At 69.0% G+C, this 18,965-nt stretch carries 18 protein-coding genes and 3 pseudogenes; 12 read left to right on the top strand and 9 right to left on the bottom strand.

From position 1 onward, the window contains the following. Positions 1–74 precede the first annotated feature (74 nt). Positions 75–746 (top strand): DUF6308 family protein, encoded by a 672-nt coding sequence (locus SXIN_RS29945; protein ID WP_019711938.1) that lies wholly within the window; start codon positions 75–77, stop codon positions 744–746. Positions 747–932: 186 nt separating this feature from the next. Next, positions 933–1,088, top strand: coding sequence for a hypothetical protein (locus SXIN_RS29940; protein ID WP_192883647.1), 156 nt, complete (start codon positions 933–935; stop codon positions 1,086–1,088). Positions 1,089–1,124: 36 nt separating this feature from the next. Here SXIN_RS29940 and SXIN_RS29935 read toward each other — a convergent pair. The 3 genes from SXIN_RS29935 to SXIN_RS29920 all read right to left on the bottom strand — a co-directional run bounded on the left by SXIN_RS29935 (position 1,125) and on the right by SXIN_RS29920 (position 4,242). Beyond that, a protein-coding gene (locus tag SXIN_RS29935; protein ID WP_095757828.1) for an IS3 family transposase occupies positions 1,125–2,365 on the bottom strand; the annotation gives its coding sequence in 2 pieces (ribosomal slippage) (positions 1,125–2,029 and positions 2,029–2,365; 1,242 coding nt in all). A 541-nt stretch (positions 2,366–2,906) separates the two neighbouring features. Continuing rightward, a complete protein-coding gene (locus tag SXIN_RS29925; RefSeq protein ID WP_095757827.1) occupies positions 2,907–3,962 on the bottom strand; it encodes a helix-turn-helix domain-containing protein in 1,056 nt (351 codons plus the stop codon). 10 nt (positions 3,963–3,972) lie between these two features. Beyond that, on the bottom strand, positions 3,973–4,242 hold the full coding sequence (locus SXIN_RS29920; protein WP_019711932.1) for a hypothetical protein: 270 nt from the start codon (positions 4,240–4,242) through the stop codon (positions 3,973–3,975). Between the two features lie 687 nt (positions 4,243–4,929). Between SXIN_RS29920 and SXIN_RS29915 the strand changes: the two genes are divergently transcribed. From SXIN_RS29915 to SXIN_RS32610, 6 genes and pseudogenes are all read left to right on the top strand, one after another. After that, positions 4,930–5,169: a hypothetical protein gene (locus SXIN_RS29915; protein ID WP_019711931.1), complete on the top strand. Its 240-nt coding sequence runs from the start codon at positions 4,930–4,932 to the stop codon at positions 5,167–5,169. A gap of 310 nt (positions 5,170–5,479) precedes the next feature. Further along, positions 5,480–5,902, top strand: a pseudogene (locus SXIN_RS33115) (DUF7380 domain-containing protein); the annotation flags it as partial. A gap of 214 nt (positions 5,903–6,116) precedes the next feature. Next, a complete protein-coding gene (locus tag SXIN_RS32625) occupies positions 6,117–7,748 on the top strand; it encodes a hypothetical protein (RefSeq protein ID WP_238153898.1) in 1,632 nt (543 codons plus the stop codon). A gap of 386 nt (positions 7,749–8,134) precedes the next feature. Further along, positions 8,135–8,329, top strand: a pseudogene (locus tag SXIN_RS32620) (replication-relaxation family protein); the annotation flags it as partial. 91 nt (positions 8,330–8,420) lie between these two features. Further along, complete coding sequence (locus tag SXIN_RS32615) at positions 8,421–8,678, top strand: replication-relaxation family protein (protein ID WP_019711928.1); 258 nt, start codon at positions 8,421–8,423, stop codon at positions 8,676–8,678. Positions 8,679–9,139: 461 nt separating this feature from the next. Continuing rightward, positions 9,140–9,397 (top strand): hypothetical protein, encoded by a 258-nt coding sequence (locus tag SXIN_RS32610; protein ID WP_019711927.1) that lies wholly within the window; start codon positions 9,140–9,142, stop codon positions 9,395–9,397. 119 nt (positions 9,398–9,516) lie between these two features. Here SXIN_RS32610 and SXIN_RS29895 read toward each other — a convergent pair whose 3' ends face one another. Continuing rightward, the gene (locus tag SXIN_RS29895; RefSeq protein WP_019711926.1) at positions 9,517–10,200 is read right to left on the bottom strand and encodes a hypothetical protein; all 684 of its coding nucleotides are present in this window, start codon (positions 10,198–10,200) and stop codon (positions 9,517–9,519) included. Between the two features lie 308 nt (positions 10,201–10,508). On the opposite strand from SXIN_RS29895, the gene SXIN_RS29890 reads away from it, so the two are divergent. Next, entirely contained in the window at positions 10,509–10,745 is a 237-nt protein-coding gene (locus tag SXIN_RS29890; protein ID WP_019711925.1) for a hypothetical protein, read from the top strand. 301 nt (positions 10,746–11,046) lie between these two features. Here the strand turns inward: SXIN_RS29890 and SXIN_RS29885 are convergent, their stop codons facing one another. Beyond that, positions 11,047–12,027, bottom strand: coding sequence for an ATP-dependent DNA ligase (locus SXIN_RS29885; RefSeq protein WP_050931259.1), 981 nt, complete (start codon positions 12,025–12,027; stop codon positions 11,047–11,049). A 115-nt stretch (positions 12,028–12,142) separates the two neighbouring features. On the opposite strand from SXIN_RS29885, the gene SXIN_RS29880 reads away from it, so the two are divergent. Then, positions 12,143–12,646, top strand: a complete 504-nt coding sequence (locus SXIN_RS29880) for a hypothetical protein (protein WP_019711923.1) — start codon at positions 12,143–12,145, stop codon at positions 12,644–12,646. Between the two features lie 37 nt (positions 12,647–12,683). Here the strand turns inward: SXIN_RS29880 and SXIN_RS31415 are convergent, their stop codons facing one another. Together SXIN_RS31415 and SXIN_RS29875 are read right to left on the bottom strand one after the other, a co-directional pair. Next, a complete protein-coding gene (locus SXIN_RS31415; RefSeq protein WP_019711922.1) occupies positions 12,684–12,914 on the bottom strand; it encodes a hypothetical protein in 231 nt (76 codons plus the stop codon). A gap of 21 nt (positions 12,915–12,935) precedes the next feature. Continuing rightward, positions 12,936–13,475 (bottom strand): hypothetical protein, encoded by a 540-nt coding sequence (locus SXIN_RS29875; protein ID WP_157916362.1) that lies wholly within the window; start codon positions 13,473–13,475, stop codon positions 12,936–12,938. A 367-nt stretch (positions 13,476–13,842) separates the two neighbouring features. On the opposite strand from SXIN_RS29875, the gene SXIN_RS29870 reads away from it, so the two are divergent. Then, positions 13,843–15,933 (top strand): ATP-binding protein, encoded by a 2,091-nt coding sequence (locus tag SXIN_RS29870; RefSeq protein WP_238153897.1) that lies wholly within the window; start codon positions 13,843–13,845, stop codon positions 15,931–15,933. A 245-nt stretch (positions 15,934–16,178) separates the two neighbouring features. On the opposite strand, the gene SXIN_RS29865 is transcribed toward SXIN_RS29870, so the two are convergent. Next, positions 16,179–17,066 carry a DUF5677 domain-containing protein gene (locus SXIN_RS29865; protein WP_157916361.1) on the bottom strand — a complete coding sequence of 296 codons (888 nt, stop codon included), beginning with the start codon at positions 17,064–17,066 and terminating at the stop codon, positions 16,179–16,181. 75 nt (positions 17,067–17,141) lie between these two features. Between SXIN_RS29865 and SXIN_RS29860 the strand changes: the two genes are divergently transcribed. Beyond that, the gene (locus SXIN_RS29860) at positions 17,142–17,327 is read left to right on the top strand and encodes a hypothetical protein (protein WP_019711918.1); all 186 of its coding nucleotides are present in this window, start codon (positions 17,142–17,144) and stop codon (positions 17,325–17,327) included. A 76-nt stretch (positions 17,328–17,403) separates the two neighbouring features. Here the strand turns inward: SXIN_RS29860 and SXIN_RS29855 are convergent. Then, positions 17,404–18,750: pseudogene (locus SXIN_RS29855) on the bottom strand (helicase associated domain-containing protein); the annotation flags it as partial. Positions 18,751–18,965: the final 215 nt, after the last annotated feature.

Genomic DNA, 18,965 nt, shown 5'->3' with positions numbered 1-18,965 from the left:
GCGGAGACGGCCATCTCGATAGCCACGGGGCAAATACTCCCCCGGCGGCAACCAGCACAGAAAAGGAGTTGCTGGTGTTTTCCGTTGGTCCTTCGAAGCCCTTCGTGGAACGGTTGGGTCCCTTCATCGCTGATCCTCAGGCCGTCGTTGATCTGCGGCGTTACTTCGGTCTCGGTCTGCCGCCCGGCACGGTGCCGTTCACCGGGAGTAGGTTCGAGCATCTGGCCGGTGGGGGTGACCGGCCGGAGGTCGCTGACCGGATCACGGCGGAGGACCTGATCGCGGTGCAGACATTGTCGGTGACCGTTCCGGCACCTGTTGCGCTGGACATCCTGGAGGGCCGCCTCGGCACGCGGCTGTCCGGGCTGTTGCACGCTATTCCCAGGGACATCGACATGGTTGACGCCGACGCGCTCGTCGTGGCCGACGGCTCGCCAGCGGATCAGGCCTGGGGTCTGCTCTGCGAGCAGTATGGGGTCAACTGGGTCATCGCCGGGAAGATCCTGGCCCGCAAGCGTCCCCGACTGCTCCCGGTCTACGACCGCGTCGTCCGCTGTGCCGTCGGCCGGCCGTCGTCCTTCTGGCTCGCTCTCCATGCCGCGCTGCGCGAGGACGACGCTGCGTTGCACCGCCAGCTGCTGGAGCTGAGACAGGCCGCGGGGCTACCCAAGACGGTGAGTGCGCTGCGGGTGTGCGATGTGGTGGTGTGGATGAGCCACCGGGCCGTCGGCCATGCCTGCCCCTGAGGATGCCTACCGCCAACGTGACCCGAGGAGGCGTTCTGGCGTGTGAGGGTGACGGACTTTACCAACCGTCGCTGGTGTGTGTGGGACGTTCGCGTGGAGTGGTCCGCGGGTGTGGGGGAGGGGTGTGGACTCGGGGCCGGGGTGCCGCCACCGGGGTGGTTTCCGGTTCGGAGGGGGTGGTGCTGGGTGGGTGGTCGGCTTGTGGTGGGCCAGTTACGGGTGCAGGAGATCGTCCGTGCCGGCGGGCGGGTCTGTTACACGGTCGTGGACGCGGACTGCTCGGTGGTGGGGGAGGCGGACGGGTTCCTGCGCACCTGCGCTGCGGGTACGGACCGGACGTAGGGCCTTCCCCCGTGATGGTGGACACGCGTTCTTTGATCACGCGGCGAGCGTGAGTTTAGCTGCGTGGTGTCGGTGTTCGTATGCGTTGGGGCTGAGGTGGCCGTTGGCGGAGTGCCGGCGGCGGGTGTTGTAGCGGGTCAGCCAGGCGAAGACTGTTCTTCTGCAGGTGGCGGCGTCGCCGTAGTCGCGGGCGTCTTGGAGGGTCTCGCGCTTCAGGGAGGCGTGGAAGCTTTCGCAGGCCGCGTTGTCCGCACTGGTGCCCACCGCTCCCATCGACCGGGTGACTCCGAGTTGGTCGCAGAGGTCGGCGAAGGCCCGGGAGCCGTATTGCGCCCCGTGGTCGGAGTGGAAGGTCGAGCCGTCCAGGCCGCCACGGGTCGAGGCCGCCATCCGCAAGGCGTCGGTGACCAGGCTGGTGCGCATGTGATCGGCGATGGACCAGCCGACAACCCTGCGGCTGAAGCAGTCCAGGACGGTCGCGAGGTAGAGGAACTCCCCGTCGGCGAGGGGGAGATAGGTGATGTCCCCCATGTATTTCCGCCCCGGCTCGGTGGCGGTGAAGTCGCGCTGGAACAGGTCCGGAACCCGCGCGGCGGCCGGGTCCGCGACGGTGGTGCGGACGCGTCTGCGCAGACGGATACCGGTGATCGAGAACGTCCGCATCACCCGGGCGACACGTTTCTCGTTGACCCGCAGGCCCTTCTCCCTGAGCTCGGCGGTCACCCGCGGGGATCCGTAGGCGCCGCCGGACCCGCCGTGGACCTTGCGGATCCGCTCGGCCAGGACCCGGTCCTGGTGCTGTCGGGCAGCCCTGGCCTGCCGGCCGGAGAGCCACTTGTAGTAGCTGGACCTGTTCAGGCCCAGGACCTCGCACAGCCGCTTCACCTCGTAGGTGGCCCGGTGGTCGTCGACGAACTGGAAGCGGTTCACCAGGTGGTCTCCCCGGCGAAATACTTGGCCGCCTTGCGGAGGATGTCCCGCTCGGTCGCCAGCTTCCGCTCGCTCGCCTCGAGCTCGGCCACCCGGGCCTCCAACTGCCGGATCCGCTCGTCCGGCTCGGCCGGCAGTGACGTCCCGGTCCGGGCCGGTGTCTGCCGGTCCGGCGCCGGGCCGGCGGTGACGCCGCGGCGTTCCCGGTCCGGCAGGACCCACTCACGCAGGGTGGACCGGTTGATGCCCAGATCGGCGGCGATGCTCTTGTAGGTCGCCCCGGGTGTGGACTCGTACAAGGCCACGGCATCGGCCTTGAACTCCTCCGAGTAGTCCTTCAACGCCATCGGCGGTCTTCTCACTTCCTCCGGATCAAGCAGATCCAGTATCAGCGTGTCCACCACTCAGGGGGAGGCCCCCAAAGAGCCCTGTCCGATGCGAATCTCGACGACATCGAGACGGAAGCACGTGACCGTGGGCATCCCGAGTTCCGCTACCTGTCCAGGGGAGTGCATCTGGGACAACTGTTGCGAGGGCAGTCCATGCAACATCCCTCGCTGCAGCTCGCGGACCTGGTCTCGGGCGCCGGGTTTTCCGTGGCGCAGCGCCATCATGGGCTCGCCAACCCCGCCGGAGAAGACCTGTACTCCGTTGTGGTGCCCCTCATCGACGTAGCGGGCATGCTTCCTCACGACGACCCTGCTCGAGTGGCCCACCCACATCGCCACCGTGAGAGTCGCTGAGGAAGGTGGCGGGCATGCGCCGATACGGCCGGACGATAGTCCAAGGCTCGCAGGGCAGTCCTGCAGAGCTTGGCCCCAGGTCGCCGCTGATCCATGTAGACGCGTGTGAAGAGCCGCTCTCCGCCAGCGAGTAATCGGAACGGCGCTATCTGCGCTGTTGCGAGACCATGCCGAGGGCGCGGGGTGACCGGGGGTTGTGATCGGCCTCTCTCCGTGCGGCGGGGCTTCCGCCGTCGCACGGCGGCTTGCCCGGGCTCTTCAGTGCTCCGCCGGCCTGCGGCCCCCGTCCGGGGTTGGATGTGCTCTTCACCTCGAACACCATGTGCTTGCCGTCGTGCGTCAGGAGAAAGTCTGGTTGCCAGGGCTTGAAGCCTTGTGCGCTTGTGCCGTTGCGGGTGGCTTCTGCTGCCAGATAGTTCTGCATTCCGCTGGCGATGATCCAGTCAGTGGTCGGGGCCGGCAGCAGGTCGAGGAAGCGCCGCCATGCGGTACTGGCGTAGTGATCGGCCAACCCCTGCGTACGGCGTTCGGCGTCCACAGTATTCAGGTGGTGCAGACGCCGGATGATGGCCTGCTGCCGTGCTTTCGCAGCGTCCGGTGGTGTCGGCGATACCTGCGCCGCGTTTGCGCCGGGGGCGGAGCTGGTGATCTTGGTGAAGGCGGCCAGCCATGGTGTGTGCCGCTCGGGTGTGATGCCGCAGCCGGTCAGAAAGGCCTGCAGTTGCTGGGTGTCGGCGGGGATCGTGTCGCGGTTGACGATGCGGGCGGCGCTGCTGACCGGAAGCGCGTGCGGGTTGCCTGAGCGGTCCCGGATCTCCCGCAGGCTTAGCGCCCCGGCCTGTTCCCATACAGCCTCCAGCGACCTGCTCAAATCGGCGGCATCACTGATGAGTTCGGGCCGCGGGTGACGCAGCCCCGAGAGCCGGCCGCGTTCCTCCACACGGGCCCGGCGCCATAGCTCCTCTGCGGCCTGCACGGCCTCAGGTCCTCCGCCGCAGCCCTCGACATAGGACTCGACTGTGGTGCGCCTCGGCACCACGGCTCCGGAGGCCGCCCGTTTCAGCGTGGCAGGGGACAGCCCCGTGAGGCCGGCCAGTGTCGCGTACGTCATCCGGGCCGAGTTCCGCCAGCTGCGCAGGTGTTCGGCCAGCCGACCGCACGCGGGCCGACTGTGGTCAACAGGCTTCTCTGCGCGCCCCATAAGCCCTCGCCTACTTCCCGGCCGAGGCACGCAGCACGGCGGCGGCCAGCCCGGCCAGGCGCCTTCGGCCGCCGCCGACGGCGAAGACCGCCGCGGCGCCCAGGACACCGCATCCGCCCAGCAGGATGAAGATGCCCTGCAGGGGCATTCCGGTAACGTGCAGGACGACGCCCAGGGCGGGGTAAGACACGGCGGTGAAGGCCTGAGGCGCGCCGAACCGGGGCGGGGTGTCCACCTGGTCGGGCCTGGTTCCGGGCACACGGGTACCGTCGATCGTCATGCGGAGATCCTCTCGGCGGCCCTGGCGCCAACGCGGCGGACCAGGGCGGACGAACTGCTACTGGCTGCAAATCCCTCTGCCACGAGTGCGATTGGCGTCACGGCTCGGGCCGGGCATGGCGCCATCATTCCAGTCCCACGCCGTTTCCCACCGGTCGATGAACGACGGGGATGCGCCCTATGCCGATAATGCCCGTTGTTTGGTTCTTCGGTGTCCAAGGGATCCCTTCTCACCCCCTCACGCACTCTCGCCGCTTTCAGAGGGCGTGAGCAGCAGTGCTGTCTCGGCGTCGACAGCCCGGGCCGCCGGAAACGCGGAGATGGTTCATCCGCGTCCATGCTGGGTTTGCCGCAGTTTCTGTCCGTGAGTGATGCTGGGCACCAGAACACGGCGAGGCTGGCCTTCCCGGCCCGCGAAGGTCCTTGAACTGCTACTGGCTGCAACCGATGCGGACAGGGACACCCGGAAGGTTCATGTTGGCGCATGACCTACCCGCATCAAGCCGGCGCCCGCCACACGGGCGTCGGCTTCGTCGCGCAACCGAGCCGCTGAACCCGTAAGGGCCGCTTCTTCAACCCGCACCAACTGCGCGCGATGGAAGAGGACCGTCGGTCCCCTGCCGCGCGGCCGCCCGCCCCGCCTGACTGGGCGCCGGCGGAGGCCACGGCACCAGGCGATCGGAGCGGCTTGCCGTCCGACGCCGCCTTCGGGGAGGACGAGGGAGACGACCTCCTCAACGAGCACGGCTGGACCTGGCCGACCCGGCCGGGGGAGGACTGGTACGTCCGCTACGCCTTCCGTGACACGCTCGTCTCCTACAAGCCGCATTTCTGGGCCGGGAGCGGATCCTCCCTGTCTCGTATGCACTGGCTGCGGGGCGAAGTTCGCCGACGAACGGTGGAGCGCTATAGAAGCAGAAGGCGCTGACTGGAACATCGTCCCGGAGCCGCGCCCGTGCTTGTGCGGCACCCGCGACCTGCGGCCCGGACTGACGTTCGTGGCGTCCGCCCGAACATTGAGCAGGACCAGGCTGGCGCCCGAGCAGAGGGGCACCAGCTGGTTCTCCCGCCTACGCGGCTGACGTGGGCAAGCCTCTGGCAGAAGCGGGTAAACCGAAGTCCATATCGGGCAAGCCACGCCGTCGATGCAGAAGAGGTCACCCAGCTTCACAATCCACTCGTTCCTGGCCGGGACGGTCGCCTAGAGTTCGACCGCTAACCTGGAGTCAGGAGTCGAGATGGATGCTCAGCCAGCAGTTCTCAGCACGGTGAACAGCGGAGTCGACTCCTGCGAACCACTGCACAAGGCCGGGCGGGCCCTGCGCGCTGGCTGGTCGCACACGAACCCGGACGAGGAGGAGCACGAGCACTTCGCGGCCCTGTGGGCGGCCATGGAGTTCCGGTTGCAGGACGGCAACTGGGACGTTGTCCTCGGACCGTTTCGCAGCACCGACGACAACGGTGACCTGGTTCGGAGGGCCGTGAAAGACATGGCGCCCGCGGTCCTTGAGGTCTGGGCGGCCTACGCCCCCGAGATGACCCACCCCCTGGTCCGGGCCCGGCTTCACCACCTGCTCTGGGAGGCCCGGCACGGAACACGGCCCATCGAGCACCTCCGCTCCGCGGTGCACAGCTACCGGAGTGGTGCCTGCACGCTGCTGACGAAGGCCGAGGACCACCAGGAGGCACCGGCCAACCCGCGCGGGGGCCGCGGAAACCTTCGAAGTCGAGCTGGCCCGGCTTCGTGCAGCGGACGCCCTGGTGCTCGCCCACGGACTGGCTGCCGCTACCCGGCGGCCGGAGTGTACGGACATCGTCGGCGAAATGATCGCCCTGGGCCATGCCGCGCTCGACTGGAAGACCCCATTGCCGGACGTGCTCACCCGTATGACCGCCCCGCTCGTGGCCGGCAAAGACAACTGGTCCGTCGTGCACGCCCTGCTCGAACGTGCCGCCGACGAGTACCGCGGAGAAGACCAGTTCCACTACCGGGTGGAGTTCCTCGAAGAGCTCCGCCGCGTGGTGCGCACCGACCATGAGCGCCGAGACGTGAACGAAAGGATCCACCGCGCCCGTATGGAACTGGCCGACAGCAGCACCGGGTTGCGGAAACTCCTCACCCTGGAAGACGCTGCCCGACATGCCCGCAACAGCGGGCTGACCGACGCCCTCGATGAGGTGCGCCGAACGCAGCAAAAGATCGGGCGGGACGAAATGTCCATGGACACCATCCGCACGCCGGTCCCCCTGCCGCCGGGCTACCTGGAGGCAGCGAGCGCAGCCATCGACGCCGCCCACAGCATGGAGCACGCACTTCACTTCATCGCCACCACTCCTCCCACGATGAGTGACTCCGCAGCCCTGCCGTCCGGGCTGCTGTCCCTGCCGACGGTGTACATCAACCCCAACGGCCCCGTCGTGACGCGCACCACCGGGAGCGAAAGCATCGGAGGAGAAGGCTGCTTCTTCTTTCGGCAGCACGTTTTCGCCCTCGAGGTGCACGGCCTGGTCGTCGAAGCCCAGCTGGACCGAGTCCGCGACCGGTTCCGCCCGACGGCGGAGGACCTCGTGCCGTTCTTCGCCAGCCCGGAGCACGCTCCGGAGACTCGGATGCGCGGTCTCGCCCGCGCCTTCGAGGCGTTCTGGGAGGGCGATGTCGACACGGCCCTGGCCCTGGCCCTGCCGCGACTCGAAGGCACACTGCGCCGCCGACTCCAGGCAACCGACATCGCGGTGATCACGCACGCAAAAGGGGAGACCATCGGACAGGTCCAGCAGCTTGGCTCCCTCCTCGACAAGCTGGATGAACTCGGCTTCCCCGAGCCGTGGCCCCTCGTCCTCCGGACAGTGCTGGGCAACGTCGAGGGGCAGATGAACCTCCGCAACAACGTCCTGCACGACCTGGTCGACACGCCTTCCCGGCACCGGGCAGCGCTCGTGCTCCAGATCGCCCTGGCTGTGCTCTTCCTCGGGGAGGAGCCACCTGCCCGGACGGGGCCTGCCGGCAACGGCACGCGCATGCCGTTGCCGTGGAACGCCGCCGCTGATCAGCGCCTGCCGTTCCCCGTACCCGACTCCCGGGCCCATCACTTCGTCACCCAGTACGCCGACATGCACGAACTCGTTAAGGACCTGGTCGTGCCCGCCGGCGTACCCGAAGCCGCGGCGACCGTCCTGAGCACGACCCGTGAGCTGCTGCGCCAGTCGTACTACTGCTACGAGTTCTCCACCGTGGCGGTCATGCACTCCCTGATCGCGGTGGAGATCGTGCTGCGCGACCGCATCCCAGACGCGGGCAAGAAGCCGCTGCACCAGCTCATCAAGCAGGGCGCCGACGCGGGCGTCCTGACGGAACGGCAGGCGGAGTACCTCGACTACGGCCGGAAGATCCGCAACGGCATGGCGCACGGCAAGACCACCCACGCGGCGATGCCGCCGGCCATGGCGGTGCCTATGGTGACGACCTCCTTCGCGATCGTCTCCGAGCTCTGCGCCGCACCCGCCTGACGATCACGGATCGGCAACGGTGCTCAGTGGAGCGTCACACCGTCGACTTTCGTCACACCTCTAGCACATGACGGGGGATTTCATCCGGTCCCCTGCGCCACTGCGTGAGGAGCCTGATCACGACGTACGCCAGGCAGCGCCCGACAGCCCAAGCCGGAGCCGCGCCCGACCTGGACAAGGGGTGCTGTGAACGCCCTCGGGGCGGCCAGGAAACCAGTGCCGTGAACGGTGCCGCGAGCGATTCCAACGTCGTGTCCATCACCGCAGCTCACACAGCCCGCCAGGGTGCCTCCCGGCACGCTGACACCTCTCTCCCTTCCCCTAAGACGTCGGCGAAGGGGAAGAAGTCCGCCCCCGCGGCCAAGGTGCGGGCCGATGCGCTGCGGATGCTGGGGTGCGTGCGGATAGCCACGGTCCGGCAGATGCCTCAGGCGATCACGAAGGAAGACGCCGACGGCCGGTCGTACGTGCGCAAGGTGATGAACAAGCTGGCGGAGCTCGGGCTGACGGAGACGAACGGCAAGGCCGGACGCCCCCCGATCTGGAACCTGACCCCGGCGGGGCAGAAGGCTCTGGCCGACGGCAACGAGCTGCCTCCCCGCCCGAAGGCCAGCACCGGCGCGAAGGCCGTTTCGCGCCGGGTTCGGTCCGCACGGCGTCGCAGTGACGGACATGATCCTCGGCTACGGCGGCCGCAAGCATCTGACCGACTGGCAGGTGGAGGTCAACCACGCCATCAAGGAGACCGGCCTGAGCTTCAACACCGACGCCGTCCTCGCGCTGCCGACCAAGACCAGCGAGGTGCGCCTCTTCGAGCTCGACAACGGCACCATGTCCCAGGCCCGCCTCGCCAAGGAGGTCTGGGACTACGAGCGCTACGCCGGGCACCGCGTCTGGGAAGGCGCCCGCGGCACGATCGGCGGTACGTAGCCGTTCTGGCAGCGCCACCGCTACACCCGCTCTCAGACCTTCCCGCGGCTGCATGTCGTCCTGGCGGGCAAGTCGCGCGCTACCCGGAGCCCCCTGGCCGCTGATGGCGCGCGACGTCGGGCACGTCCCCGTCACGGAGAGGGCTGCCCGGCGTCTGGCCCGGCGGGCGGAACGGGAGCCCAAGACCTCATGCCACCGCCTGGGACGAACGGGAACAGCTGGCGGCGACAGCCCACCGGAGGCCCTACACAGGCCGTATGAGACGCAGCCGAGAAGAGACCGTACCCCAGGATTTGCCGGGCGGCCTGTGGCACGCCCTGCCAGCTCCAGCACACTCATCCCGCTCCTGTGGGCCGTGTAGGGCCGCTCGCCCGCCCGGTCGGACTCTGTCCTTCACCGCGGCCACCGACACCGTCCTCGCGGCCCGCGTGCAGCTGTCCGGCGCGGAGACGATACGCGAAGTGAATGAGACGCTCCGTGCGATCACCGGGGGCCTGCACGCCCACTTCACCGGCCCCGGCGTCGCGCTGGAGGGCACACTCGGCAGACGACAGGAGCTCCCGATCCACGAGGGGCACACTGCGGGCCTCACCCGGCTCTTCCGACATGTCGCCGGCACCACCGGTGCCCGCAGCACGCGCGGGGGTGGCCGGTGCTTCCACTGCGACGGGACCGGGCGCGCCCGGCCGCTGTGGGAGCCGGCGGCCGGGCACGCCTGAGCGGTGAACCCGGGCAAGCTCCGCGCCCTGTTCCTCCGCCGCGGCTGACCGCACACGGCGACGCCCCCCCTCCCATCGGACACGGGGGGGGAGGCGGCGTCGGCGAGCAGCGGCCCGGGTCAGGCCGGGGCGGCCTGCTTTGCCAGCGCGGCGAGTGGGGAGCGCCGGCCTTTTTCCACCGCGCGCAGCTGGCCCCAGTCGAGCTCGGGGTGGGCGGGGACGACTGCGTCGACGGAGGCCGTGGTGTAAAGGGCGACGTCGACGGCCCCGGCCCGGCTCGTGCCGAAGCGGACCTCGATCGACTGTGGCGAGCGGACCCAACCGAGCCGCACCATCCAGTCGAACTCAACCCTGCGCACCCCAAGCCGGGCGGCGGCCTGCTCGGGCCCGAGCGGGCTGTCGGCGGCGACCAGGTCCGCCAGGTCCTCCCGCGCGCAGACCTCCGCGACCTGGCCGGGGTGGTGCAGCGTCCCCTCGGGGTTCGCGCTCAGGTCGACCAGCAGGCCGCGGTCGACGAACCGCCGCACCACGAACGCCGTGACGTTCGCCTTCTCGCTGATCACGTTCGGGGTGCCGAGTGCGTCGGCGATCCGGTCGGCCGCCGCACCGCCGGAGATCGGCGGGGAAGGCATCGCGGCCCGGATGGCGTCGGCGTCCAGCGCCTCCACGGCGGCCCGGGACCACTGCCAGGAGGACACGTCCGGGTCGGGGATGAGGCCGGCGTGCCGGGCCCACCGGAAGGCCGCTGCGGGCACCTTCAGGCGCTTGGCGGCCTGGCCCGCGTCGTACTCGGTTCGTCGCATGAGATCACCTCTCGCTCGTTCGCCGGAAGCGGCGGACAGAACATGACATAACACTAGGAAACCTGTCAATACCCCTTAAAACCAGGCAAGTTGGACGCGCGCCGCTAGGGCGGCGCCCGCGTACGCGAAGGAAAATCACCCGCCCGGGTGCTGCTCCAGACTGGGCCGGGCCGCCGTGGCGGGCCGACCACAGGCCCGACCACAGCCCCGACCATGGGGCCGACCACGCCCGGCGCGGCCCCGACCACGGCTCCGGTCGGGGCGTGTCCGATGTGACACCAAATTCGAACAACCGATCTAATGCCGGTATGGACGCGACCGACTTCCCCGACGACCTGGTGCAGACGCAAGCCGCCTGGAACGCCACCTACGACGCGCTCGCCGCCACCCGCCCCCGCGACACCACCGCCCTACGCCGCCGCCTGCTGCTCCTGTCCGTACGGCTGTGGTGGCACCCCTACTGGGAAACCGCCCCCTCGGTACCGGTGGCACGCCCCGAGCTGCGCCACCTCGCCCGCGCCCACGGAGCCGCCCGGGCCGCGTGACCCGCCACCTCGGTCGACCAGGAGCACGAGGTTGCGCCAAGGGTTGCGCCTATCTGTTGCGCTGGAGGTTGCAGGGTTGCGTCAGGTGTTGCGCGGTCCGCAGGACCGTCCCCGTGTCCGCCCAGGTCACTGGACGGTTTTGCCGTGGTCGGCCCGCTGACATCCCCGTTGCGACCCCTTCGACCATGCCCTGGCTGGAGTTGAGGATGAGGGAAGGCAGGATGGGCGGCGCGGACGCAGCCGGGGATCGGGGCGCGCTCAGCCGGTTGCGCGTCGGCGGCGCCTACGCGCCCGGTCGCCGTCAGCGCGGCGGTGACGTCAGGCGGGGGACATCGGCGGGGGAGAGATCAGGGCGCGCACGGTGCCAGCGTGCGGGATGCCGCCACCGGCCGGAAGCGTCGCGGGCGACGTCGACGCCGACTTCCACCACCAGCTCGGGTTCCACCAGCGTGACGTTCAGCTTCTCCTGGCTGCCCCACCCGGCGGAGAACGACCAGCCTGTCCACGGATGACCGCGCCGTCCCGGAGCGATCATCCCGGCGACCGCAGCACCTGCCGCCTGGGAGAGGGTTGTGGTGCGGCCGACGTACTGAAGGCGACCTTCGTCGGCGTACCTGCCGAGCAGCAGCGTGCGGGGAACGGCCAGAGAGCCGGTGATCGCGCCGACGATTGCCTCGCTCGTCTCGCGGACCTTGTATTTCTGCCAGCCTCTCGCCGACGGGCGGTAGGCGTCGTCCAGCCTCTTGAAGACCACCCCCTCCATCCCGACCGAGGCCCACGTCAGCCACTTGCGCACGACGTCGGCCTCGGTGGTCGACGGACACAGCGCCCACGGCGCCGACAGCCGGCGGGCGGCGAACACGGACTCCAGTGCGGCCCTGCGCCGCCGGTACGGCCACCCGGTCGTGTCCGTCCCGGACAGCCGCAGCAGATCGAACGCGACGAAGTGGGCTGGCCACTCTTCCGAAGCCCGGGCCGCCCCGGCGCCGCGCCGCTGAAGTCGGTTCTGCAGCCGCTCGAAGGCGAGGCGGCCCGCAGCGTCCCATACGACCAGCTCGCCGTCCAACGCGGTCGCGTCTGGCAGCTGCACGGCCCCGGACACGACCTCCGGAAACGACGGCCCCATCTCGGTGCCGCGCCTGGAACGCAGCACCACCTGGCCGGTATCGACGGAGACGAGAGCCCGAAAGCCGTCCCACTTCGGCTCCGCAGCACAGCCAGGCCGCAGATCGGGCACGGACACGGGGGTGGTCAGCATCGGCTCCGGCAGCGTCCATGTCACCTCCCATCCCTTCCACCCGCACTGCCCGCCACCCGAGTGACTGCTCATTGCCCGGCGAGCGACGTACAACTCCGCTCGCCAACGACATGAGGGCCCCGGCCGCACCCTCAAGGGCGTGGGCATACTGCTGGCCATGACGATCCCGCTCAGGACTCGCGTGTACGTGATGACCATCGCGGTTCTGGTGTGTGTGGTGGGTAGCGGAGCCTGCCTCGGCTTCCTGGTGGCCGAACGGTCGGGCGCCCTCGTGGGCGCGGGTGCCGCCGGCCTGGGCGCGGGATTCGGAATGCTTGTCCGCCCCCGGCCGACGGTGACTTCCGTCCAGGCCGCCAGGGGCGACGGCTATGCCGAAGGGATCGCTGACGTGGTCCTCCTGAGCATCGCGACGTACGAGGCTGCGGTCTTCCCGCTCACCACTGATGGAGTGAGCGATGAGGAACAAGAGGCCCGTCGCACCGTTGCGTACCGGCTCTCCGCCTACGACGGCCTGCCCCGTTCCGTTCGGGTGTCGGCGGCCGCTGCGTTGGAGGCCTTTGATGACGGCTTGGACGCCGAACGTGCCCGAGCAGCAGTGAAGGATCTGTCACTCGCGGTCTACGACTGCCGCGGCAGTCGTTGAATTCTGGGAAACGCTAACGCTGCCGATCGTCCTGGCCTTACTCGGTCGCCGCGGCGCGCTTCTTCTTCGCCTGCTGCTTGGCCGGTGGCGGTGGTTCTTCGCCGGAGGCGCCGTTGTTCATCCGGGCGCTCGCTTCCAGGACCTGGTCGATGATGCGGCGGCGCATCTCACTCTCGGGATCCTCACCTAGGTTTTGGGCCAGGCGCTCCGCGGTCAGGTAGTAGCCGGTTAGGACCGGCTGCTCGAAGTAGCGGTTGAGCTGGCTCAACGTCTGTCCGTACATCTGCAGCTAGGTGCGGTTGAGGAAGGCAGAGAGCGCCGCGGCCACGCCCGCAATGGCGGCGACGAAGACCTTGGTCTGGCCGTTGCCGAAGTACAAGCCGGCGGCGAAGCAGCCGACAATCACCACCAGGCCCAACGCCATGGCCCGTTGCGAGGACCGGAAGGACCGGTCGGCTTGATCGGTGGCGATCCGGTGGTATTCGTCGATCTGGGACTGGTTGAGTTCCAGGAGCGTGGCCAGGGGCGTGACGGTCTTGAGGTCCGCGAGCTTCTGCGCGTCCATCTCCTTCTGCAGTTCGGCCGCCTCTTCATCCGCCTGTAACTGGAGATCCTCCCGGCGCATCTGTTTGACCAGCAGGTAGATCGCTGAGCCCGCCACTGCGGTCACCGCGACGCCTATCAGGATCCACAGCCATAGCGGCACCGCGCCCACGCTGTTGCCGATGCCCACGAGCACAACAGCCGAGACGATCAGCAACGGGATGGCAGACGGCTGGGAGCCTGATCGACGGTAGTGGCCGCCGCGGACGATGGGTGCGCTCGGCAAGGAACCCCCTGGACTTCTCCGTACGGCGCCACGGCCGTGCAGTGATCAGTTCAACCGGCTGAGTGTGGCAGCCCTCCATCTCCCAGCCCAGCATCTGACCAGCCAACTGCGATCGCACAGAGGCCGACCCACCACTGCCGACGGCGCGCTGGACTGGGGCTGACCCTGTACACGGGCTGGGGCGCCCACTGCTACGGCAACACCCCGGCCGTCGTCCTCGCCCCCGACTGGCTCAAGGTCCCGCACCACCCGCGCTCGCAAGACCTCATCCGGGCCGCTGCCCCTGCGAGTGGTAGACCACGGCACACGGCAGCCCTTCACGCAAGGCGATGTGTACCGCACTGTGCGAAACCGGTACGGTCACCGCATGTCTGGGGAGCACTACACACAGGGCGCTGCGCACAGGGGAGTTGGCGCGGGCGTGGTCAGCGCCGAACTGCCGGCGCAGAGCGGACCGCCGCTGACAGAGTTCGAGCTCTCGGTCGGCGAGCGCAAGATCCTCCAGTTCAAGAGGAAGCCTCAGATCACGGCCGTCGCCGAACTGGTGTGGAACGCTCTGGACGCTAACGCCACCGAGGTCGACGTCGAACTGCGCCGCTCCAGCATGAAGGCGATCACCGACGTCGTCGTGACCGACAACGGTCACGGCATGACGCCCGAGCGAGCACGCGACGCCTTCCAGGCATACGGCACCACCTGGAAGACCAGCAGGACGCACACCGAGGGTGGGGAACGCATCCTGCACGGCCGCAACGGTGAAGGCCGCCTCTTCGCCTTCGCCCTGGGCGACCGGCTCACCTGGGAGTCGGCGGCCGTGGTCGACGACACCTTGGTCGGTGTCCAGATCCGCGGCAACGCCGACCACGCCACCATCTGGCAGGTTGAGGAGACAGAGCCAGCCCGGGAGAAGCCCGGCACGACGGTCCGCATTTCTGTTCCCCAGGGCAAGCCCCTAAGCCGCCTGGAGCGCGACGATGCCGCCGCGAACCTCACCGCGAAGCTGGCGTTCTACCTTCTGGCCTACCCACACGTGCGTGTCACGTTCGACGGCAAACGGCTCGACCCGAGCGACATCATCGTCGGCGACCCCATCGACCTGGAGCTGAATCTGCCGGAGGAGTACGCCGACGAGGACCCGCCCCCTGTCGTCACCTTTGTCGAGTGGAACAAGCGGATGGGCGATCGCAAGATGCTCCTCTGCAACGCCGACGGCATCGCCCTGGGTGAGCACGGCAGCGACTGGTCCGACGGCATCATCAGCTTCACCCCCTACCTGCGCGCCAACCTGTTCGACGGCCTGTCCGTCGACGACCTGCCCGGCCTGACCATGTCCCACTCCGGACTCCTAGAAGCGGCCGTCAAAGCCGTCCAGCAGCACCTGGCCGTTCGCGGAGCCCAGATCTCGGCAGAGGTCGTGCGGCAGCTGAAGACCGAAGGCATCTACCCCTACGACGACCAGCCAGCTACCGCTGCACTCGCCGTAGAACGCCAGACCTTCGACGTCGTCATCACCGCCGCCCGCCACGCGCTCCCCAACAAAGGGCCGGCTCGCAGCCTCTCCGTCAACCTCATCCGCACCGCCCTGGAGAGCAACCCAGGCGACCTTCACATCATCCTCGAAAAGGTACTGGCTCTCAGCGACGACGACCGCCGGCACCTGAAGAACCTGCTGGACAGCACCGACCTGACCCACGTCATCGGCGCGGCCACCACGGTCACCAATCGCCTGAACTTCATCCAGGCCCTGCGCAAGATCCTCGCCGACGACCACCTCCGCAAGAACCTGCGCGAGGTCGACCAGCTCCATCCCATGGTCAACAAGAACCTGTGGCTGTTCGGCGAGGACTGGCACATGACCAGGAGCGAGCTGGGACTCACTAACGTCCTCCAGGCCCACCTGGAAGACCACCTCGGTGAAGACATTGTCCTGGAGCACGAACTGGAAGCCGTGACCCAACCGGACGGGCGCAGCGGCCGGGTCGACATCCTGATGTTCCGCAGCCGCCGGGACGACAACTCCACCGAGCGCCTCGTCATCGAGCTCAAGCGGCCGACCGTGAAGGTCGGCCCGAAGGAACTCACCCAGATCAAGGACTACGCCCGGGCCATTATCGACGACCCCCAGTACAGCGGGGTCGGCTGCAAATGGCGCTTCTACCTTGTCACCTACGACTACTCGGACAAGATCCTCCGCGACATCCGGCAGAAGGACCGCCCCGCCGGCCTCGCCGATATGCAGGACGACTACGAGGTCTGGGTCAAGAGCTGGGGCGAGATCCTCGAAGCCGGGGAGCGTAAGCTGCGGTTCTTCCAGGAGCAGCTGAACTACGAGGCGACCGACGACCGCGTCACCCAGCACCTCCGCGAGAGCTACTCACACTTCATCCCCGAAGCCCTGACACAGCCGCAAGGGCAGGCTGCAACTGAGCCGACGGGCCCGCCGGAACAGGAGCAGTGAAAAGGACAGACCCCGAAATCGTGCCCCGGGGCCTCGCGCAGTCCCGGCTCAGCGGCCGGGCGGTGGCGGCGTCACGCCCGAAGCCGTTTTCGTCGTCTACGTCCAGCCCGAACAGCGTGCTGCCCTCCGCGCGGCACGCCAACAACGCCGTCACCAGGCCCGCGCTGGAGCATGAAGCCGCACGGACACGGTGGTCTCGGCCTGCTCGCCTGTGCGGCTACCGCGGCGGCGTCTGCGTGCCGACGTCACATGAGCGGCCGGGTACGCCGAAGGTTCAGCAACGAGGCTGGCAGGCCAAGGTCCCCCATCGCCCTGTCGATGGTCGGCTTCATGGGATCACCCACCAGGAAGGGGCTGATGGCGGCGGCCGCTTGCAGCAGGGCCACTGGGATCCACAGCCGCTCCGCAGTGGTGCTGGCCGCACCGCCCTTGGGCTCTGTGGAGAACTTCAGCGTGTCGCCATCCATGATCAGGAAGGCGTCGGCGGTCGCACCCGTGGTATGCGAGTAGGCCGACTGGTGCCGGTAGACCGGGTAGACGTCGGCGGTGCCGTAGGCCTTGACCATGGTGTCGAAGTTCTTGAGCTCGCCGACCAGCCGCCTGTGTATCTGCTCGCTCTCAGGGTTGGCGAACGGGACTGGCTCGGCTGAAGGCGTGGAAGCCGGCTCTGGCAGGTTCCAGGTCTCGTTCACGTTCTGGGCGAGCTTGCGCCGGTGCTCGTTCCAGTAGTCGGTGAGTGCCACGACGGCCGGCTCACCACTGTCGGCCAGCCAGTTCATCGCATAGGAGTGCCCCAGCAGATTCCGCATCAGCGGCGCCGCCTCCACGGTGTACCCCTGGTCGTAGAGCGACATCAGAGCCTGCGCCGTCCGGTTGGTGAACTGCCACCAGCCCATGAGCGGCCGGACGACATTCTGGTGCTCGTAGAGCACACGCACGCCCTGGCTGGTCACCTGATCTGCGGCTCGCAGGATCACCGGCACGATTGCCCGGCAGCGTCGCAGACACTGCTCATTGGGGCCGAACTTGTAGACCATGATGCGGAAATCCTGCCAGTTGTCGATCAGGGCTGGGGAGCGATGTGCTGTTCCCACCGGTGCAACCCCAGTCTGCGTGTCCGGATTCGTCGGCACCCCGGTGCTGTCCTCCGGGTGCTGAGCCTCCACCAAGGGGTGAGGCGGGAAGTACTCGCCGGAGGAGGTACTGCTGTGATCGTTCGATTCGCGGGCGGCCCGCTCGCCGGTCGCGAGCTGGAGACCACCGACGCTGCGTGGGCCGGAGGCTGGCTCACGGCCGGTGACGCCGACTGGGGCCTGTACGTCCCGGTCCACCGCGACCCGGCGACCGGCGTCGTCCTGGCGGAGGTTCGAGTCACCCTCCCGCGCCGCCGGTAGCGGCCCACCGGTGCCATGACATGCGAAACCTCGGGCCCCGACAGCGGGCCCGGGGTTCGGCCAGAGCCGGGAGCGGTCAGTAGTCGTCGCGCTCGGCATCCGGTCCGTACCGCTCGATGAGGTCGCAGGTGCAGGCCCCGCCTTCGTACTGCGGCTTGTCGCACTCCTCGTGGTGGTCCCACGGCTGCCGCTCCGTCGGAGCCTTCGCCGGCGCGGGCTGCGCCGGAGCGGCCTCGACGGCCGGGACCGCGCCCGCCCACTCCATGCCCAGCGCGGCGAGGGCGGCGAGCTGTTCGGCGGTGAGCTTGTCACGCCTCGATTTGGTGTTCGAGACCCACACGCCCAGTTTCACCGGCACCGGCTCCGCCTCGCCGTCGACCTCGACGTCCACGACAGCACCGCGCGGGACGGGCCGCTGCCCTTCACGCTCCACCCACTGCGTCAGGGCCGCCAGGCCCCGCTGGAACGCCGCCTCAGCCTTGCTCCCGGCCTTCCCCGGGCCCTTCGCCGGGCCCTTCGCCGGAACGGCCCCCGCCGGGGCGGGAGGCGGCGCCTCAAGCGGCTTCACCCCCAGCCGGGACAACCGCTCCTGCTGCTCAGCGGACAGCAGAGCCCAGGCCCCCGGCTGCTTCTGCCGCTCCAGCCACCGCCCGATGTCATCGCCCTCGAACAGCACCCCGGGCTGGATCTCGGGCAGGCTGCCGTCGGCGTCGACCAGGTCCGCGAGGATGCGGTAGTGCCGTTGCCAGTCGAGCGGCCATGGGCAGTTCCAGTCCGGGTCGATCGCTGCCAGCTGCTCCGCGCGTGCGGCGGCCCGCTTCGGGTCCTTGCCCAGGCCGCCCTTGCGCCGCAGGTTGGCCATGTGCTGCCCGATGGGCACCATCGCCTCGCCCTCGCCCCACACCGCGTCCTGACGCGGGGCGAGATGCCCCGTGGCCCGCCGGTAGGACCGGAGCGCGGCGAGCTTGTTTTCCCACGCCTCCTCGCCCGGCTCCCAGACCATCCCGGCCTCCGGGGCGTCCAGCAGCGTCTTGCGCCGCTCCTCCAGCTCTCCGGCCCGCAGCGCCTTCCGCTGCTGGTGCACCCATCGGCCAAGCGGAAACGCTTTGGTCGCCCCGACTTCGACCTCGACGTCGTAGGGAACGGCGTAGAGGCCTGTGATCTCGTTCTCCTTCCGCCAGCGCAGCAGCGCCTGGTAACCCTCCAACCAGACGAGGCTTTCGGGCCTGTACACCCGGGTGCGCAGGAAGGCCGCGATGGTCGCCGCGTCGCGCGGGCTGGAGAAGTGCAGCAGGGCCGCTTCGGCGGCGGCCTGCGTGTCGTCCTGCTCCTGGTCCTGGCCGTCGCCCTCGCCGCCGGCCCCGACGATCCGCCCGTCCTCGTCAGGTCGGACGTGGACCTTGCGCTTGCCGCTCGTGAGCCGTGAGAGGTCGGCCGAGGACAGCAGCGGCTCCGGTTCTGGACGGGACGGGGTTGCGGGCGGGTGATAGCGCGGCGGCACGGACTGTGGGACGGCCCACGACAGCGCCGGTTTGCCGGCGGCTGCGGCCCCGGACCGTTTTTCGCCTCGGAGACGGTGGAGGGGGCGTCGAGGGTACGCCGGGTGCGGAGCGGCCATCGGCGTGCCACACGGGCACG

The sequence above is a fragment of the Streptomyces xinghaiensis S187 genome (assembly GCF_000220705.2).
Classification (GTDB): domain Bacteria; phylum Actinomycetota; class Actinomycetes; order Streptomycetales; family Streptomycetaceae; genus Streptomyces; species Streptomyces xinghaiensis.
The sequence above is the reverse complement of the archived record's forward strand: the minus strand, read 5'-3'. Positions and strand labels throughout refer to the sequence as shown.

What these genes read in the sequence shown, in the direction of transcription:
- SXIN_RS29925 (WP_095757827.1), bottom strand. Translation starts at nt 3,962, where the DNA reads ATGGGGCGCGCAGAGAAGCCTGTTGACCACAGTCGGCCCGCGTGCGGT.
- SXIN_RS29920 (WP_019711932.1), bottom strand. Translation starts at nt 4,242, where the DNA reads ATGACGATCGACGGTACCCGTGTGCCCGGAACCAGGCCCGACCAGGTG.
- SXIN_RS32615 (WP_019711928.1), top strand. Translation starts at nt 8,421, where the DNA reads ATGATCCTCGGCTACGGCGGCCGCAAGCATCTGACCGACTGGCAGGTG.
- SXIN_RS29895 (WP_019711926.1), bottom strand. Translation starts at nt 10,200, where the DNA reads ATGCGACGAACCGAGTACGACGCGGGCCAGGCCGCCAAGCGCCTGAAG.
- SXIN_RS29890 (WP_019711925.1), top strand. Translation starts at nt 10,509, where the DNA reads ATGGACGCGACCGACTTCCCCGACGACCTGGTGCAGACGCAAGCCGCC.
- SXIN_RS29870 (WP_238153897.1), top strand. Translation starts at nt 13,843, where the DNA reads ATGTCTGGGGAGCACTACACACAGGGCGCTGCGCACAGGGGAGTTGGC.